Below are 14,394 nucleotides of genomic sequence, written 5' to 3'. Positions count from 1 at the left end.
GCGGCCCGGGCGGCGGCGGACGCGGCCGCGCAGGGCGCCCGCGCGACCGTGCCGATGCAGGCGCGCAAGGGCCGCGCCTCCTACCTCGGCGAGCGCAGCGTCGGCCACCAGGACCCGGGCGCGACGTCCACCGCCCTGATCCTGGCCGCCCTGGCGGAGGTCACAGGCCGAGACCCCGCCCGATGATCTCCTTCATGATCTCGGTCGTGCCGCCGTAGATCGTCTGGACCCGGCTGTTGAGCCACGCCTTGGCGACCGGGTACTCCAGCATGAAGCCGTAGCCGCCGTGCAGCTGCACGCACCGGTCGGCCACCTTGTTCTGCAGCTCCGTCGTCCACCACTTCGCCTTGGCCGCGTCGGTCACGCTGAGCCGCCCGGCGTTCTGCTCCAGGATGCAGTGGTTCAGGAACGTCCGCGCGATCGTGACCTCGGTGTCGAGCTCGGCCAGCAGGAACCGGTTGTGCTGGAACGTGCCGATCGGCCGCCCGAAGGCCTCGCGCGTGCGGGCGTACTCCAGCGTGATGGCCAGGACGTGCTCGGCCGCGGCGACGGCGGCCACCGCGATGCCGAGCCGCTCCCGGGGCAGGTTGGCCATGAGGTGGTAGAAGCCGGCGTTCTCCTGGCCGATCAGGTGCTCGGCCGGGATCCGGCAGTCGTCGAAGAACAGCTCCGCGGTGTCGTTGGCCTTGAGCCCGACCTTCTCCAGCCGCCGCCCGCGGGTGAACCCGGGCGTGCCGGACTCGAGCGCGAACAGGCTGATCCCGTGCGCGCCCTTGCCGGGGTCGGTCTTGGCCACGACGAGCACCAGGTCGGCCATCTCGCCGTTGGTGATGAAGGTCTTCTGCCCGTTGAGCACCCACGAGTGGCCGTCGCGCACCGCGCTCGTGCGGATCGCGGACAGGTCGCTGCCGGCCCCCGGCTCGCTCATCGCGATGGCGGTCACGATGTCGCCGGAGCAGAACCCGGGCAGCCACCGCCTGCGCTGGTCCGGCGTGGTCAGATCCGTCAGGTACGGCGCCACGACGTCGTTGTGCAGCCCGAACCCGAGCCCCGACGCCCCGGCCGCGACGATCTCCTCGACCAGCACCGCGTTGAACCGGAAGTCCTTCTGCCCGCCGCCGCCGTACTCCTCGTCGACGTCCATGCCGAGCAGTCCCGCCCTGCCGGCCTTGCGCCAGACCTCCCGGTCGACGATCCCGGCCTTCTCCCACTCGTCGTTGTGCGGCACCGCCTCGCGGGCGAGGAACTCGCGGCACAGATCCCGGAAGGCGTGGTGCTCGGCCTCGTACAGGTGCTGCTCCATGCGGGCCAGTGTGCGTCGCGAGACGCGGTCTCGCCTAGGTCACAGGCCCAGCATCCCGTACAGGTGGTCCGGCAGCGGCTCGGCGCCTGCCGGCTCCCGCACGCTCACCGGCACCCCGAAGTCGGAGTACGTCGCCTCCACGGTGTTGTCCGGGATGCGTACCCGCACGCTGGTCAGCCGGCCGCCGCCGTCCACGGTGGCCTCGAACGGGATCGCCCTGGCCGCCGCCCCGAGCTGCATGACCCGCCCGACGTTGACCGGTCCCCAGGCCACCACCCGGGTCATGTCGACCGTCCCCCGGTACGCCTGCCCGTCCCGCGTCACGTCGTGCGCCGCCGCCATGAGCGCCTGCACCTCGGTCGGGTCCTTGATCGCGCTGAGCCCGAGCGCCCCCGGCTTCGTCACCCGCTGTGGATCCACTCGATACCAGGTGTTCCCGTCGAACCCCAGCAGCGGCAGCCCGGTGATCCGCGTGTACGCGTTGCCCCGCACCTCGACAGTGTCGATCTTCAACGAGGCGCCGCCCGAACGCACGCTCACGCTGGCGTCGAGCACGTTGGCCCCGGGGTCGATCACCCCCGCGTAGCTGCCCTCGCTGGCGGTCACCTTGAAGCGGTAGCTCCCGCCGGCCAGCCCCAGCGCCCCGGCGGCCAGGCCCGTCGGCGACGGCCTGACGCTGCCCTGGGGTGCCGGGGCGGCCGTTTCCTTGGCCGCGGTACATCCACTCAGCCCCGCCACCAACAGGACGAGCGCCAGCCCTCGCCTCAGCACCGCCGCAGCGTACCGGGTCCGGCGCGCCCGCCCCGAGCCCCCAAAGCCGGGTTTCAGTTGTTCAACAGGTTGTACACAGCCGCATTGGCCTGCGCGACCTCCGCCGCCTTGGGCACCGCCACCTGCACCGTCATGCCCTGCTTCTGGTAGTCCACGGCCAACGTCCGCTCGGGCGTGCTGCCGTACGCCGGCACCGTGATCCGGATCGAGCTCAGCCGCCCCTGCCCGTCGAGCCCGGCCGCGAACGGCGCCCGCTTCGCGCGCTCCCCGAGCGCCGCGATCGCCCCGCGGTCGGTCACCCCGAGATCGCCGCCCCGCGTGAGGTCGTACGTCCCGGTGATCCGGCCGTGCTCCAGCTTCGCGGCCCCGACCCGCCCGGCCAGGTCCCGGCTGCTGGTCGGGTCATCGGTCTCGAACAGCCCGATGATCCCCGTCCTGCCCACCTTCGTGCGATCGAACCGGTACCACTTCTTCGCGCTGACCCCCGTCGCCGGAATGCTCGTCCGGAAGTACCGTTCCTCCCCGCCGAGCACGATGCCCTCGATCGAGAACCGCACCCCGGACGCCACCCCGTCGAGCCGCGCCTGCCGCTTCCCGCTGCTCTCCACCACCCCGGTGACGGTGCCCTGATCGATCTTCATCGTGTACGCGTACCCCGACTCGCCCAGCGCCTTCACCGCCGCCGCCAGCGCCTCCTTCCCCGCGACTTCCGCCGGTTCCCCAGACGCCGCCGCCGAGGTGGCCCCGCCGTCGCCCGCTCCCCCGCACCCACCGAGCAACACGACCGCCAGCAGCGCCACGACCAGCGCAACCCCGCGCCCGACCCCCTGCCCGGCACCTCCGGCGGCCGCGGCCGGTGCCGGGACGGCGACCCCCGAGACGAATGGCGAGGTCAAGGGGCCCGTGGCGGGCATGGACAGGGCCGGGTCGGGCTGGGCGGGTCGGCGGGCCGGGGCGTCGGTGCGCAAGCTCTTCCTCCTTGAACGAGCGTGCGGCGGCGCCGGGGACCACCCGGCTGTCGGAGCCGATCCCCCTGCTGCGGTGCCGCCTACTTCCCGTTCAACAGCGAATAGGCCGCTGTGGGTGCGTCGATCACCTCGGAAGCCGGCGGCGACGGGGCCCGCAGCGGGGCGCCGAAGCCCCCATACGCCACCGTGACCTCGTCGGCCTTGGTCTGGGCGTAGGCCGGAACGCTCACCTTCACCGAGGTCAGGTAGCCCTGCTCGTCCACCGTGGCGGTGAACGGCACGGCCCGGGCCAGGTCGCCCAGGCCCTTGGCGGCGGCCGGCCCGACGACGCTGTAGCCGCCCATCGTGAGGTCCAGGGTGCCCTTGAACTCGCGGCCGTCGGTCGTCGTGGCGGTGGAGACCACGCCGGGCAGGCCGGACAGGCCGGTCGGGTCCTTCACCTCAGCGACGCCGAGCGGGTCGGCGCCCTTGAGCTTGGCGCGGTCGATGCGCAGCCACTTCTGGCCGTCGATGCCGGGCAGGCCGGTGATGCGGACCAGGTAGGTGCCGGCGGCGAACAGCGACTCGAAGGCGATCGTGGCCTTGTCGACGGTGATGACGGCCTTACCGGTGCTGGTCGGGCCGGCCGGGTCGGCGGCGCCGTCGACGGTCAGCGCGGCCGAGGTCGTCTTGAAGGTGTAGGTGCCGCCGCCGGTCCTGGTGGCCGCCGCGGCCAGGCGGCCGGCCGGCGCGACGCTGCCGGCCGGGGCGGCGGCCGCGGTGCCGCTGGTGACGGACGGCGAGGTGCCCGGCGCGTGCTGGTCCTCGCCGCTGCAGGCGCTGAGCAGGACGAGCGAGGCCACTGCGGCAACGACGGCGATCTTCACGGCTGGATCCCCTCCCTCGGTGCGGGGCACCGCACGCCCCCGTATTTTGCGCGCGGTGCCCGAACGCAGGGGACGGTAGCGGGAGGGTCCGACATTTTTCGGTTGTGGCTGTTCACCGGGTGGCTCTATTGTACTACCACAAGACCGACTTTGTACTAGAACAAAGGAGCCGACGCAGTGGAGACGTTTCAGCAGACGGCGCGCAGCACGCCGCGGCGCAAGCCCGACCGGGCCTCCTACGACGTCGAGCTCGCGCACTCGGTGCTCGACGAGGCGTACGTCTGCCACTTCAGCTTCGTCGTCGACGGGGAGCCGCGCGTCCTGCCCACGCTGCACGCCCGGGTCGGCGACACGCTGTACCTGCACGGCTCCACCGGCAGCCGCCCGCTGCTCGCGGCCCGCGACGGGGGCCTGCCCGTCTGCGTCGCGGTCACGCTCATCGACGGGCTGGTGCTGGCCCGCTCGCAGTTCAGCCACAGCGCCAACTACCGCTCGGTGATCGTGCACGGCGTCGCGCGGCTGGTCGAGGACGAGCAGGAGCGATCCCGGGCGTTCACGGCACTGGTGGACAAGGTCGCGCCCGGGCGGGCCGCGGACAGCCGGCCGCCGGACCGCCGCGAGTTGGCGCAGACCGCGATGCTGGCGCTGCCGCTGGCCGAGGTCAGCACGAAGGTGCGGGCGGCCGGCGCGATGGACGACGCCGAGGACGTGCCCTTGCCGCACTGGGCGGGTGTCGTACCGCTGAAGCTCACCCGGGGACTGCCGGTGCCCGTGGAGGCCCTGGAAGTACCGTTGCCGGATTATCTGCGTCCGCGGCTCGACGCCTGGCACAGCCCGACCACCTTGCGTGGCCGCCTCGTCACGCTCGAGCCGCTCGAGCACTGCCACGCCCCCGGGCTGTTCGAGGCGCTGGACGACGCCGAGGTCTGGACGCACCTGACCAGCCCGCGACCGGCCTCGGTGGCGGACATGGCGGCGATCGTGGCCACCGCGCTGGCCGACGCCGAGCGCGTGCCCTTCCTGCAGCGCGAGACCGCGACAGGGCGGATCATCGGCTCGACCTCGTACTACTCGCCGAACGCGGCGTCCCGCTCGGTGGCGATCGGGCACACGATGGTCGGCCGGCCCTGGTGGCGCACGGGCGTCAACACCGAGTCGAAGCTGATGCTCCTGCGCCACGCCTTCGACACGCTCGGCGCGCTGCGGGTGGAATGGCACACGGACATCCGCAACGAGCGCTCGCAAAGGGCGATCGCGCGGCTCGGCGCGCAGCAGGAGGGCATCCTCCGCGCGCATAGGCTACGCCCCGACGGCAGCCGGCGTGACACTGTGCTGTACTCCATGATCGCCGAGGATTGGCCGGCCGCACACGACCGGCTGGCCGCGGCGCTGGAAGCGGGAGGCATTTCGTGCTCGGTGTCACCAACCCCCTGACGTACGTGCTCGGCACGGCGGCCATCGTGCTGCTGCCGGGGCCGAACTCGCTGTACGTGCTGTCCGTGGGCGCCCGCCGCGGCGTGCGCGACGGCTACCGGGCCGCGGCCGGGGTCTGGCTCGGCGACGCCGTGCTGATGACGCTGTCCGCGTGCGGGGTGGCCTCGCTGCTGCATGCCTATCCGTGGCTGTTCGGGATCGTGAAGTACCTCGGCGCGGCCTATCTGGCCTATCTCGGCGTCCGGCTGGTGATCGGCACCCTGCGGCGCCGCCGCGATCCCGAGCAGCCGACGGCGGTGGCCGAGCCCAAGGCCGACCGGCCGTTCCGCCGGGCGCTGGTGATCAGCCTGTTCAACCCGAAGGCGATCCTGTTCTTCGTCTCGTTCTTCATCCAGTTCGTGGACCCGGGCTATCCGCATCCGGCGCTGAGCTTCCTGGTCCTCGGCACCATCGCCGAGGTGCTGAGCGCGCTGTACCTCACGCTGCTGATCTTCGGCGGCAGGTTCCTGGCCGGCCAGTTCCGCTCCCGGCGCAGGCTGGCGGCTGGGCTCACCACGCTGGTCGGCGGCGCCTTCCTGGCCTTCAGCGTGAAGCTGGCGACGGCCAGCCTGTCCTGAGCACGGGGTCCCTCGCCGCACCCGGCGAGGGACCCCTTCGCTGCCCGGCCAGGCACGTCAGGTGGGGATTGGAATACAGTAGCCAAACGGTCCAATTCGGGCAAATCGCCTCGTTTGGATCATCTCGGCCAACGGGAATTGTCGTACCCCCGGTGCAGGATTGGGGGCATGACAGAGCTGGCAGGATTCGGGGCGGCGACGCGCGAGTGGTTCCGCGCGGCGTTCGCGGCGCCGACCAGGGCGCAGGCGGGCGCGTGGCAGGCGGTCAGCGCCGGCCGGCACGCGCTGGTGGTGGCGCCGACCGGCTCCGGCAAGACGCTCGCCGCCTTCCTGTGGTCCCTCGATCAGCTGGCGGCTCACCCGCCCGAGGACCCGGCGCGGCGGTGCCGGGTCCTCTACGTGAGCCCGCTCAAGGCCCTGGCCGTCGACGTGGAGCGCAACCTGCGGGCGCCGCTGGCCGGCATCCGGCAGGCGGCCGCCCGGCTCGGGCAGGAGCCGCCGGACATCCGGGTCGGGATGCGCACCGGCGACACCCCGGCCGACGAGCGGCGGGCCTTCGCCAAGACCCCGCCCGACATCCTGATCACGACGCCCGAGTCGCTCTACCTGCTGCTGACCTCGCAGGCGCGCGAGTCGCTGCGCGGGGTGGAGACCGTGATCATCGACGAGGTGCACGCGGTCTGCGCGACCAAGCGGGGCGCCCATCTCGCGCTGTCGCTGGAGCGGCTCGACGCGCTGCTGGAGCGGCCCGCGCAGCGGATCGGGCTGTCGGCCACGGTGCGGCCCATCGACGAGACCGCCCGCTTCCTCGGCGGGGCCGCCCCGGTCGAGATCGTCCAGCCGCCGAGCGCGAAGACGATCGAGGTCGAGGTGCAGGTGCCGGTGGAGGACATGACGGCCCTGGGCGAGGCCGCGCCCGGCGAGGACGACGACGGGGCGCCGCGGCAGGCCTCCATCTGGCCCGCGGTCGAGGAGCGGGTCCTCGACCTGATCGGGGAGCATCGCTCCACGATCGTGTTCACCAACTCGCGGCGCGGCGCCGAGCGGCTCTGCGCGCGGATCAACGAGCTGGCCGGGACCCGGGCCGGGGTGCCGCGGCCCGACGCGCCACGCACGCCCGCCGAGATGATGGCGCAGGCCGGCACCGCACACGGTGCGCCGCCGGTGGTGGCCCGGGCGCACCACGGCAGCGTCTCGCGCGAGGAGCGCAAGCAGATCGAGGAGGCGCTCAAGTCCGGGCAGCTGCCCGCCGTGGTCGCCACCTCCAGCCTCGAGCTGGGCATCGACATGGGCGCGGTCGACCTGGTGGTGCAGATCGAGGCGCCGCCGAGCGTCGCCGCCGGCCTGCAGCGGGTCGGCCGGGCCGGGCACCAGGTCGGGGCCGTCTCCCGCGGGGTGGTGTTCCCGAAGCACCGCGGCGACCTGGTCTCCTGCGCGGTGGTGGCCGAGCGGATGGTGGCGGGCGGCATCGAGGAGCTGCGCTACCCGCGCAACCCCCTCGACGTGCTCGCCCAGCAGATCGTGGCCATGGTGGCGATGGAGCCGTGGCACGTGGACGAGCTGGCCGCGGTGGTGCGCCGGGCCGCGGTCTTCGCCGACCTGCCCGACTCGGCGCTGTTCGCGGTGCTCGACATGCTGGCCGGGCGCTACCCGTCGACCGCGTTCGCCGAGCTGCGGCCCCGGGTGGTGTGGGACCGCACCGAGGGGGTGCTCAACGCCCGGCCCGGCGCCCAGCGGCTCGCCGTCACCAGCGGCGGCACGATTCCCGACCGGGGCATGTTCGGGGTGTTCCTGGCCGGCGCGGAGAAGGCGGCCCGGGTCGGCGAGCTCGACGAGGAGATGGTCTACGAGTCGCGGGTCGGCGACGTGTTCCTGCTCGGCTCCACGTCGTGGCGGATCGAGGACATCACGCCCGACCGGGTGCTGGTCTCCCCCGCGCCGGGGTCCGCGGCCAAGATGCCGTTCTGGAAGGGCGACTCGCCGGGCCGTCCGGTCGAGCTGGGCCGGGCGATCGGCGCGCGGCTGCGGGGGCTGGTCAAGTCCGGCGACGAGGCCGCCCGGGCCCACCTGCGCTCCGGCGGGCTGGACGACTGGGCCGCCGACAACCTGCTGGCCTACCTGCGCGAGCAGCGCGAGGCGACCCGGCACCTGCCCGACGACCGCACGGTGCTGGTCGAGCGCTTCCGCGACGAGCTCGGCGACTGGCGGATGACCGTGCACTGCGTGCTCGGGGCCCGGGTCAACGCCCCCTGGGCGCTGGCCATCGCGGGGCGCCTGCACGAGCGGTACGGGGTGGACGCGCAGGTCCTGCCCAGCGACGACGGCATCGTGGTCCGGCTGCCCGACGTGGCCGACGAGCCGCCGGGGGCCGACCTGGTCGCGTTCGACCCCGACGAGATCGCCGGCATCGTGGAGGAGACGGTCGGCGCCTCGGCGATGTTCGCCGCCCGGTTCCGCGAGTGCGCGTCCCGGGCGCTGCTGCTGCCGCGCCGCGACCCGCGCCGGCGCCAGCCCCTGTGGCAGCAGCGGCAGCGCTCCGCCCAGCTGCTGGACGTGGCCCGGGAATACGCCGACTTCCCGATCACGCTGGAGGCCGCCCGGGAGTGCCTGCAGGACGTGTTCGACGTGACCGGCCTGGTCGGCGTCATGCGCGACATCGCCGGGCGGAAGCTGCGGCTGGTCGAGGTGGAGACGCAGCGGCCGTCGCCGTTCGCCCGGTCGCTGCTGTTCGGCTACGTCGGGGCGTTCCTCTACGAGGGCGACGCGCCGCTGGCCGAGCGGCGGGCGGCCGCCCTGGCGCTCGACCCGACGCTGCTGGCCGAGCTGCTCGGCCGGGTGGAGCTGCGGGAGCTGCTCGACCCGGCGGTGGTCGCCGAGACCGAGCAGACCCTGCAGTGGCTCGGGGCGCGGCGCACCCCGCGCGACGCCGAGGACGTGGCCGAGATGCTGCGGGTGCTGGGCGACCTGTCCGACGCCGAGCTGACCGCCCGCGGGGCCGACCCGGCGTGGGCCGGCGAGCTGGCCGCGCAGCGGCGGGCGATCCGGGTCCGGGTGGCCGGTGAGGACCGGTGGATTTCGGTCGAGGACGCCGGGCGCTACCGCGACGCGCTCGGGGTGGCGCTGCCGGTCGGGCTGCCCACCGCCTACCTCGAGCCCGTCGCCGACCCGCTGGGCGACCTGGTGAGCCGCTACGCGCGCACCCACGGGCCGTTCACCGCCGCCGACGCCGCGGCCCGCTTCGGGCTCGGGGTGTTCGTGCTGGAGCAGGCGCTGCGCCGGCTGCCGTCGGCGGTGTCGGGCGAGTTCTCCCCCGGCGGGGCCGGCACCGAGTGGTGCGACGCGGAGATCCTGCGCCTGCTGCGGCGCCGGTCGCTGGCCGCGCTGCGGCGCGAGATCGAGCCCGTGCCGCCGCGGGCGCTGGCCCGGTTCCTGCCGCAGTGGCACCACATCGGCGGCGCCCGGGCCCGCGGGGTCGAGGCCGTGGCGTCCGCGATCGAGCAGCTGCAGGGCGTGGCGCTGCCGGCCTCGGCGCTGGAGCGGCTCGTCCTGCCGGCGCGGGTGGCCGACTACAGCGCGGCATACCTGGACGAGCTGACCGCCTCCGGCGACCTGGTGTGGGCAGGCGCCGGCGGGATCGGCGAGCACGACGGCTGGGTCAGCCTGGCCTTCGCCGACGCCGCGCCGCTGCTGCTGCCGCCGCCGTCCGAGGTCGGCGGGCCGCTGCACGAGGCCGTGCTCGACGCCCTCGCCGGCGGGCAGGCGCTGTTCTTCCGGGGCATCGCCGAGCACATCCACGCGCCCGAGGACGAGCTCCTCGCCGCGCTGTGGGACCTCGTCTGGGCCGGGCACCTGTCCAACGACACGATCGCGCCGCTGCGGGCGAAGCTCAGCGCCGGCGGGGCACACCGGTCGCGGCCCTCGGCGCCGCGGTCGCGGTACCGGCGGCCAGGGGCCGGCGGGGCGCTCGGGCGCGGGGCGCTCGGCCGGGGCTCGCTCGCCACGGCCCGGACGGGACCACCGCAGGCGGCCGGGCGGTGGTATCGGCTGCCGGAGCGCGACCTCGACCCGACCCGGCGCGCGACCGCCAACGCCGAGCTGCTGCTGGACCGGCACGGCGTGGTCACCCGGGGGGCGGTCATGGCCGAGGACCTGCCGGGCGCGTTCGCCGGCGTCTATCCGGTCCTGGCGGCGATCGAGGAGCGGGGCGCGGCCCGGCGCGGTTACTTCGTGGAAGGGCTGGGGGCGGCCCAGTTCGCGCTGCCGGGGGCCGTGGACAGGCTGCGGGGCGGCACCGAGCACCGCGACGCGCTGGTGCTGGCCGCGACCGACCCCGCAAATCCGTACGGGGCGGCGCTGCCCTGGCCGGAGCGGGTCGTGGACGCGGGCGACGGCGAGCGGGCCGGGCACCGGGCCGGCCGCAAGGCGGGCTCGCTGGTGGTGACCGTCGGCGGCGACCTGGTGCTCTACGTCGAACGGGGCGGCCGGACGCTGCTGTCCTACGTGGACGACCCCGACCTGCTCGCGCTGGCGGCGAAGGCCCTCGCGGACTCGGTGCACGGCGGGGCGCTGGGGGCGCTGTCGGTGGAGCGGGCGGACGGGGAGTCGATCCTGCACTCGCCGCTGCGCGACGCGCTGGCGGCGGCCGGGTTCAGGAGCACGCCCAGGGGGTTGCGGCTGCGGGGTTGAGAAGCTGCGCGACGCGCTGGCGGCCGCCGGGTTCAGGAGCACGCCCAGGGGGTTACGGCTGCGGGGGTGAAAATCTTCGCCGGGGGCAGCGCGCTGCCCGTCACCCGATGCTCCGGCAGCTCGATCCGGGGAGAGCATCCACCCAGGGCGGCAACCAACCCGCGAACGCGCGTTCGCCGCCCGGGCCGACGCTGCCAGCCGGACCTCCTACGACCGCAAACGGGAACGGTGTGCGTCAGGGCGCGATCACGACGCGGCCGCCCGGGTTCACGGCGAGGAGCGCGGCGGCGTCGCCGCCGTTGACCGCGATCGCCAGGTAGCCGGCCGAGTCGGTGAAGACCACGAGGGCGCCCGGGGGGACGTCGCCGAACGTGGTGGCGCGGATGGCCGGGGTGCCGTTCACCAGCACCGCGGCGGGGAGGTCGACCTCCCGCGCGGCCAACTGGATATTGCCGAAGTGGTCGACGGTCAGGATCTCGGACTCCAGGCGGCCGTCCACGAAGGCCACGTACGGGGGCGGGAGCGTCACCGGGTCGCCGATCGGGTCGCCGGCCTCCGGCAGCGGGGCGCCGGCGGCCAGGCGGGCGGCGACCGGGGCGAAGATGTCGCGGCCGTGGAAGGTGGCCGAGACCGACGCGGCGAACCATGCGCGGTTGGTGAGGTGGATCGCGGTCGCGATGCCGCCCAGGGCCTCGGCGGCCGGGACGAGCAGGCCGTTGTCGGGGCCGACCAGCAGGCTGCCGTCCACCGTGGACAGCGCGATCGGGCGGCGGGCGGTGCCGACGCCCGGGTCGACGACGGCCAGGTGGACCGACGGCGGGAACGCGGGGACGGTCTGGGCCAGCACCGCGGCGCCGCGGCGGACGTCACCCGGCGGGACGAGGTGGGTGACGTCGATGACGCGGGCGGCCGGGGCGAGGCGGGCGATCGCGCCGTGGCAGGCTGCGACGAAACCGTCGGCGAGGCCGTAGTCGGTGGTGAACGAGATCGTGTTCGGCGCCATCACGCTAGTGTCGGCCTCATGCGGCTTTGCGTGTTCACCGAGCCCCAGCTGGGCGCGACGTACGAGGACCAGCTCGCCATCGCCCAGCGGGCCGAGCGACTCGGGTTCGACGGGTTCTTTCGCTCCGATCATTACGTGACCTTCGGCGGCGACGGCCTGCCCGGGCCGACCGACTCGTGGGTGACGCTCGGGGCGCTCGCCCGGGAGACGTCGACGATCCGGCTCGGGACGCTGGTGACGTCGGCGACGTTCCGGCACCCGGGACCGCTCGCCATCGCCGTCGCGCAGGTCGACGCGATGAGCGGCGGACGGGTGGAGATCGGGCTGGGGGCCGGGTGGTTCGAGCGGGAGCACAACGCGTACGGCATCCCGTTCCCGCCGGTCGCGGAGCGCTTCGCCCGGCTGGGTGAGCAGCTGGAGATCCTGACCGGGCTGTGGTCGACGCCGGCCGGGGCGACGTTCAGCTACGAGGGCCGCTACTACGACATCGTGGACTCCCCCGCCCTGCCCAAGCCGGTGCAGCAGCCCGGGCCGCCGGTGATCGTCGGCGGGAAGGGCCCGAAGCGCACGCCGCGGCTGGCGGCGCGGTTCGCGGACGAGTTCAACGTGCCCTTCTCGTCGCCGGCCGACACCGACGCGCAGTTCCGCCGGGTGGTCGAGGCCATCGAGCGCGAGGGCCGCGACGGCCGGGCGCCGATCGTCTTCTCGTTCGCCCAGACCATCGTGTGCGGGCGCGACGACGCCGAGGTCCGCCGCCGGGCCGAGGCGGTCGGGCTGGACCCCGAGAAGCCGCAGGACGGGCAGCTGTACGGCACGCCCGAGCGCATCGCCGAGCAGCTGCGCGACTTCGGCAAGGCCGGCGCCTCCCGCGCGTTCCTCCAGCTCCTCGACATGCGCGACCTGGAGCACCTGGAGCTGATCGCGGCCGAGGTCGCCCCGCTACTGTCCTGACCCGTTCCGCACATTGCGCTAAAAGCCCCGAACACCGAAATGTCGGGCACAAGCACCCGGCATTTCGGACTTACACCGGCAGTTCCATGTAAATCTGGCATGCAAATCTGCCGTGTAAATCGTGAAATGTCGGATATGTCGCGGCGCGCCAGCGCCCGACATATCCGGGCGATCTTGACCCGCGCCGAGGACGCGACCGAGAAGCAGGGCCGAGACCAGGGCCAAAAGCAGAGCCGAGAGCCGACACAACACCAGGGCTCCCGCCGAGCACCCATAAATCCGGAAAAGCCGGGCAGTGCCCCGCCGTGGTGCCGCACAACCCGCCCGGTTACATACGGCCGCGACGAGACACTGCTCCCCCGCATCCGGTGCTGCGCAAGGGCCCTTCGCTCGCCGCGGCGCTGCTGCTGATGGTGGCGGCAATCGCGGTACCGCTGCAGACCCCCAGGCCGGAACGCGTGCTGTGCGTGGCCGACGACGTGCAGGCCCGGGCCGTGGCCGGGCTCGCCAACTTCTCGGCGTGGCTGCGGCGCAACCACGCGACCGGGTTCATCGGCGAGATCGGGTGGCCCTCCGACAGGGACCAGGAGCAGTGGAGCGCGGTCGCCGACGTCTGGTACCAGGCTGCCGACGCGATCGGGCTCCCGGTCACCGCGTGGGCGGCCGGCACCTGGCCGGCGAACTACCCGATGGCCGTGTACCGGCCGGTCGCGCAGGGGCTGCGGGTGGACGTGGCCGGGCCGCAGGCGCGGATCGTCGAGCAGCACGGCACCACCGCCGGATACCTGCGCGGCGTGAACCTCGCCGCCGGCTCCTTCGCCGCCTCGGACAGCAACGGGGGCTTCGGCACCGGCAACCCGGGGCACTACGGGCAGGACTACACGTACGAGTCCCCGTCGAGCTACGCGTTCCTGGCCGGGCGGGGCGTGCGGCTCGTGCGGCTCGCGGTGAACTGGGAGCGGCTGCAGCCGCGGCCGTACGGGCCGCTGGACCAGACCGAGCTGGCCCGGGTGCGCGACGCCCTCGACCACGCCCGGGCGGCCGGGCTGGCCGTCATCGTCGACCTGCACAACTACGGCGACTACGCCTACGGCGGCGGCAGCGAGGGGCCGCTGCGGATGCTGCACCTGGGCGACGCGGTGCTGCCGACGTCCGCCCTGGCCGACTTCTGGGGACGCCTGAGCCCGGCGCTGTCCAACCCGGCCGTCGTCGGGCTGGGGCTGCTCAACGAGCCGACCCGGCTGGCCGCCGACGGGCGCGCGGGCGCGCTGATCTGGGAGCGGGCCTCGCAGGAGGCGGTTGACACGATCCGGGCCGGCGGCGACCAGCGGGCCATCCTGGTCAGCGGGTACGTGCCGATGGGGCCGCCGTCGTGGGGGGAGATGCACCCGCACGCGTGGATCGACGACCCCGCGGGCCGGGTCGCGTACGAGTCCCACGCCTACTTCGACCACGACGGCAGCGGCCACTACTGGATGTCCTACGCCGACGAGCTGCGCAGCGTCACCTGGCCGCCGCCGGCGCACTGCCAGCGCTTGACGCCGATGGCCCGCCAGGTGTTGGTTGGCTGACGTGATCGAGGTACGCCACGCGGGGACGGCCGACCTGGAGCCCGCCCTGGACGTCTGGCGGGCGGCCAACGAGGCCCGCGGCCGCGCGCCCTCGCCGGCGCGGATCGAGCGGGTGCGGGCCAAGCTGCGGGCGCGCGACGCCGGGGTGGTCGTCGCGCGCGACCGCCCCCCGGCGGTAGCGATGGGGGTGGGCGAGCCCCGGCCGGCCGACCACGGCGCGGGCG

The 14,394-nt window shown here is 74.2% G+C and carries 12 protein-coding genes; 7 read left to right on the top strand and 5 right to left on the bottom strand.

Annotation, left to right across the window (positions count from 1 at the left end):
- A partial coding sequence (locus AB0M46_RS49080; protein ID WP_363348235.1) for a DAK2 domain-containing protein occupies nt 1-186 on the top strand: 186 nt, incomplete at its 5' end.
- On the opposite strand, the gene AB0M46_RS49075 is transcribed toward AB0M46_RS49080, so the two are convergent.
- From AB0M46_RS49075 to AB0M46_RS49060, 4 genes are all read right to left on the bottom strand, one after another.
- Nucleotides 161-1,303, bottom strand: coding sequence for an acyl-CoA dehydrogenase family protein (locus AB0M46_RS49075; protein WP_363348233.1), 1,143 nt, complete (start codon nt 1,301-1,303; stop codon nt 161-163). The two genes, AB0M46_RS49080 and AB0M46_RS49075, sit on opposite strands and share 26 nt — an antisense overlap.
- 39 nt (nt 1,304-1,342) lie before the next feature.
- Nucleotides 1,343-2,074, bottom strand: a complete 732-nt coding sequence (locus AB0M46_RS49070; protein ID WP_363348231.1) for a hypothetical protein — start codon at nt 2,072-2,074, stop codon at nt 1,343-1,345.
- A 53-nt stretch (nt 2,075-2,127) separates the two neighbouring features.
- On the bottom strand, nt 2,128-3,042 hold the full coding sequence (locus AB0M46_RS49065; RefSeq protein ID WP_363348229.1) for a hypothetical protein: 915 nt from the start codon (nt 3,040-3,042) through the stop codon (nt 2,128-2,130).
- Between the two features lie 80 nt (nt 3,043-3,122).
- Nucleotides 3,123-3,908, bottom strand: a complete 786-nt coding sequence (locus AB0M46_RS49060) for a hypothetical protein (RefSeq protein ID WP_363348226.1) — start codon at nt 3,906-3,908, stop codon at nt 3,123-3,125.
- 177 nt (nt 3,909-4,085) lie between these two features.
- Here AB0M46_RS49060 and AB0M46_RS49055 point away from each other — a divergent pair, with 177 nt between their 5' ends.
- The 3 genes from AB0M46_RS49055 (at nt 4,086) to AB0M46_RS49045 (ending at nt 10,645) form a co-directional block, all read left to right on the top strand.
- Nucleotides 4,086-5,342 (top strand): bifunctional pyridoxamine 5'-phosphate oxidase family protein/GNAT family N-acetyltransferase, encoded by a 1,257-nt coding sequence (locus AB0M46_RS49055; RefSeq protein WP_363348224.1) that lies wholly within the window; start codon nt 4,086-4,088, stop codon nt 5,340-5,342.
- Nucleotides 5,318-5,959: a leucine efflux protein LeuE gene (leuE, locus tag AB0M46_RS49050; RefSeq protein WP_363348222.1), complete on the top strand. Its 642-nt coding sequence runs from the start codon at nt 5,318-5,320 to the stop codon at nt 5,957-5,959. The genes AB0M46_RS49055 and leuE overlap by 25 nt, the downstream gene beginning before the upstream one ends.
- Before the next feature lie 168 nt (nt 5,960-6,127).
- On the top strand, nt 6,128-10,645 hold the full coding sequence (locus tag AB0M46_RS49045) for an ATP-dependent helicase (protein ID WP_363348220.1): 4,518 nt from the start codon (nt 6,128-6,130) through the stop codon (nt 10,643-10,645).
- 235 nt (nt 10,646-10,880) lie between these two features.
- Here AB0M46_RS49045 and AB0M46_RS49040 read toward each other — a convergent pair whose 3' ends face one another.
- On the bottom strand, nt 10,881-11,648 hold the full coding sequence (locus AB0M46_RS49040) for an SAM-dependent chlorinase/fluorinase (RefSeq protein WP_363348218.1): 768 nt from the start codon (nt 11,646-11,648) through the stop codon (nt 10,881-10,883).
- A gap of 18 nt (nt 11,649-11,666) precedes the next feature.
- Between AB0M46_RS49040 and AB0M46_RS49035 the strand changes: the two genes are divergently transcribed.
- The 3 genes from AB0M46_RS49035 to AB0M46_RS49025 form a co-directional block, all read left to right on the top strand.
- A complete protein-coding gene (locus tag AB0M46_RS49035; RefSeq protein ID WP_363348216.1) occupies nt 11,667-12,599 on the top strand; it encodes an LLM class F420-dependent oxidoreductase in 933 nt (310 codons plus the stop codon).
- Between the two features lie 368 nt (nt 12,600-12,967).
- Nucleotides 12,968-14,170, top strand: coding sequence for a cellulase family glycosylhydrolase (locus AB0M46_RS49030; RefSeq protein WP_363348214.1), 1,203 nt, complete (start codon nt 12,968-12,970; stop codon nt 14,168-14,170).
- A gap of 1 nt (nt 14,171) precedes the next feature.
- On the top strand, nt 14,172-14,394 hold a 223-nt coding region (locus AB0M46_RS49025), incomplete at its 3' end, for a hypothetical protein (RefSeq protein ID WP_363348212.1).

Origin of the sequence: Dactylosporangium sp. NPDC051485, assembly GCF_040682015.1 — a bacterium.
Classification (GTDB): Bacteria; Actinomycetota; Actinomycetes; order Mycobacteriales; family Micromonosporaceae; genus Dactylosporangium.
The sequence above is the reverse complement of the archived record's forward strand: the minus strand, read 5'-3'. Positions and strand labels throughout refer to the sequence as shown.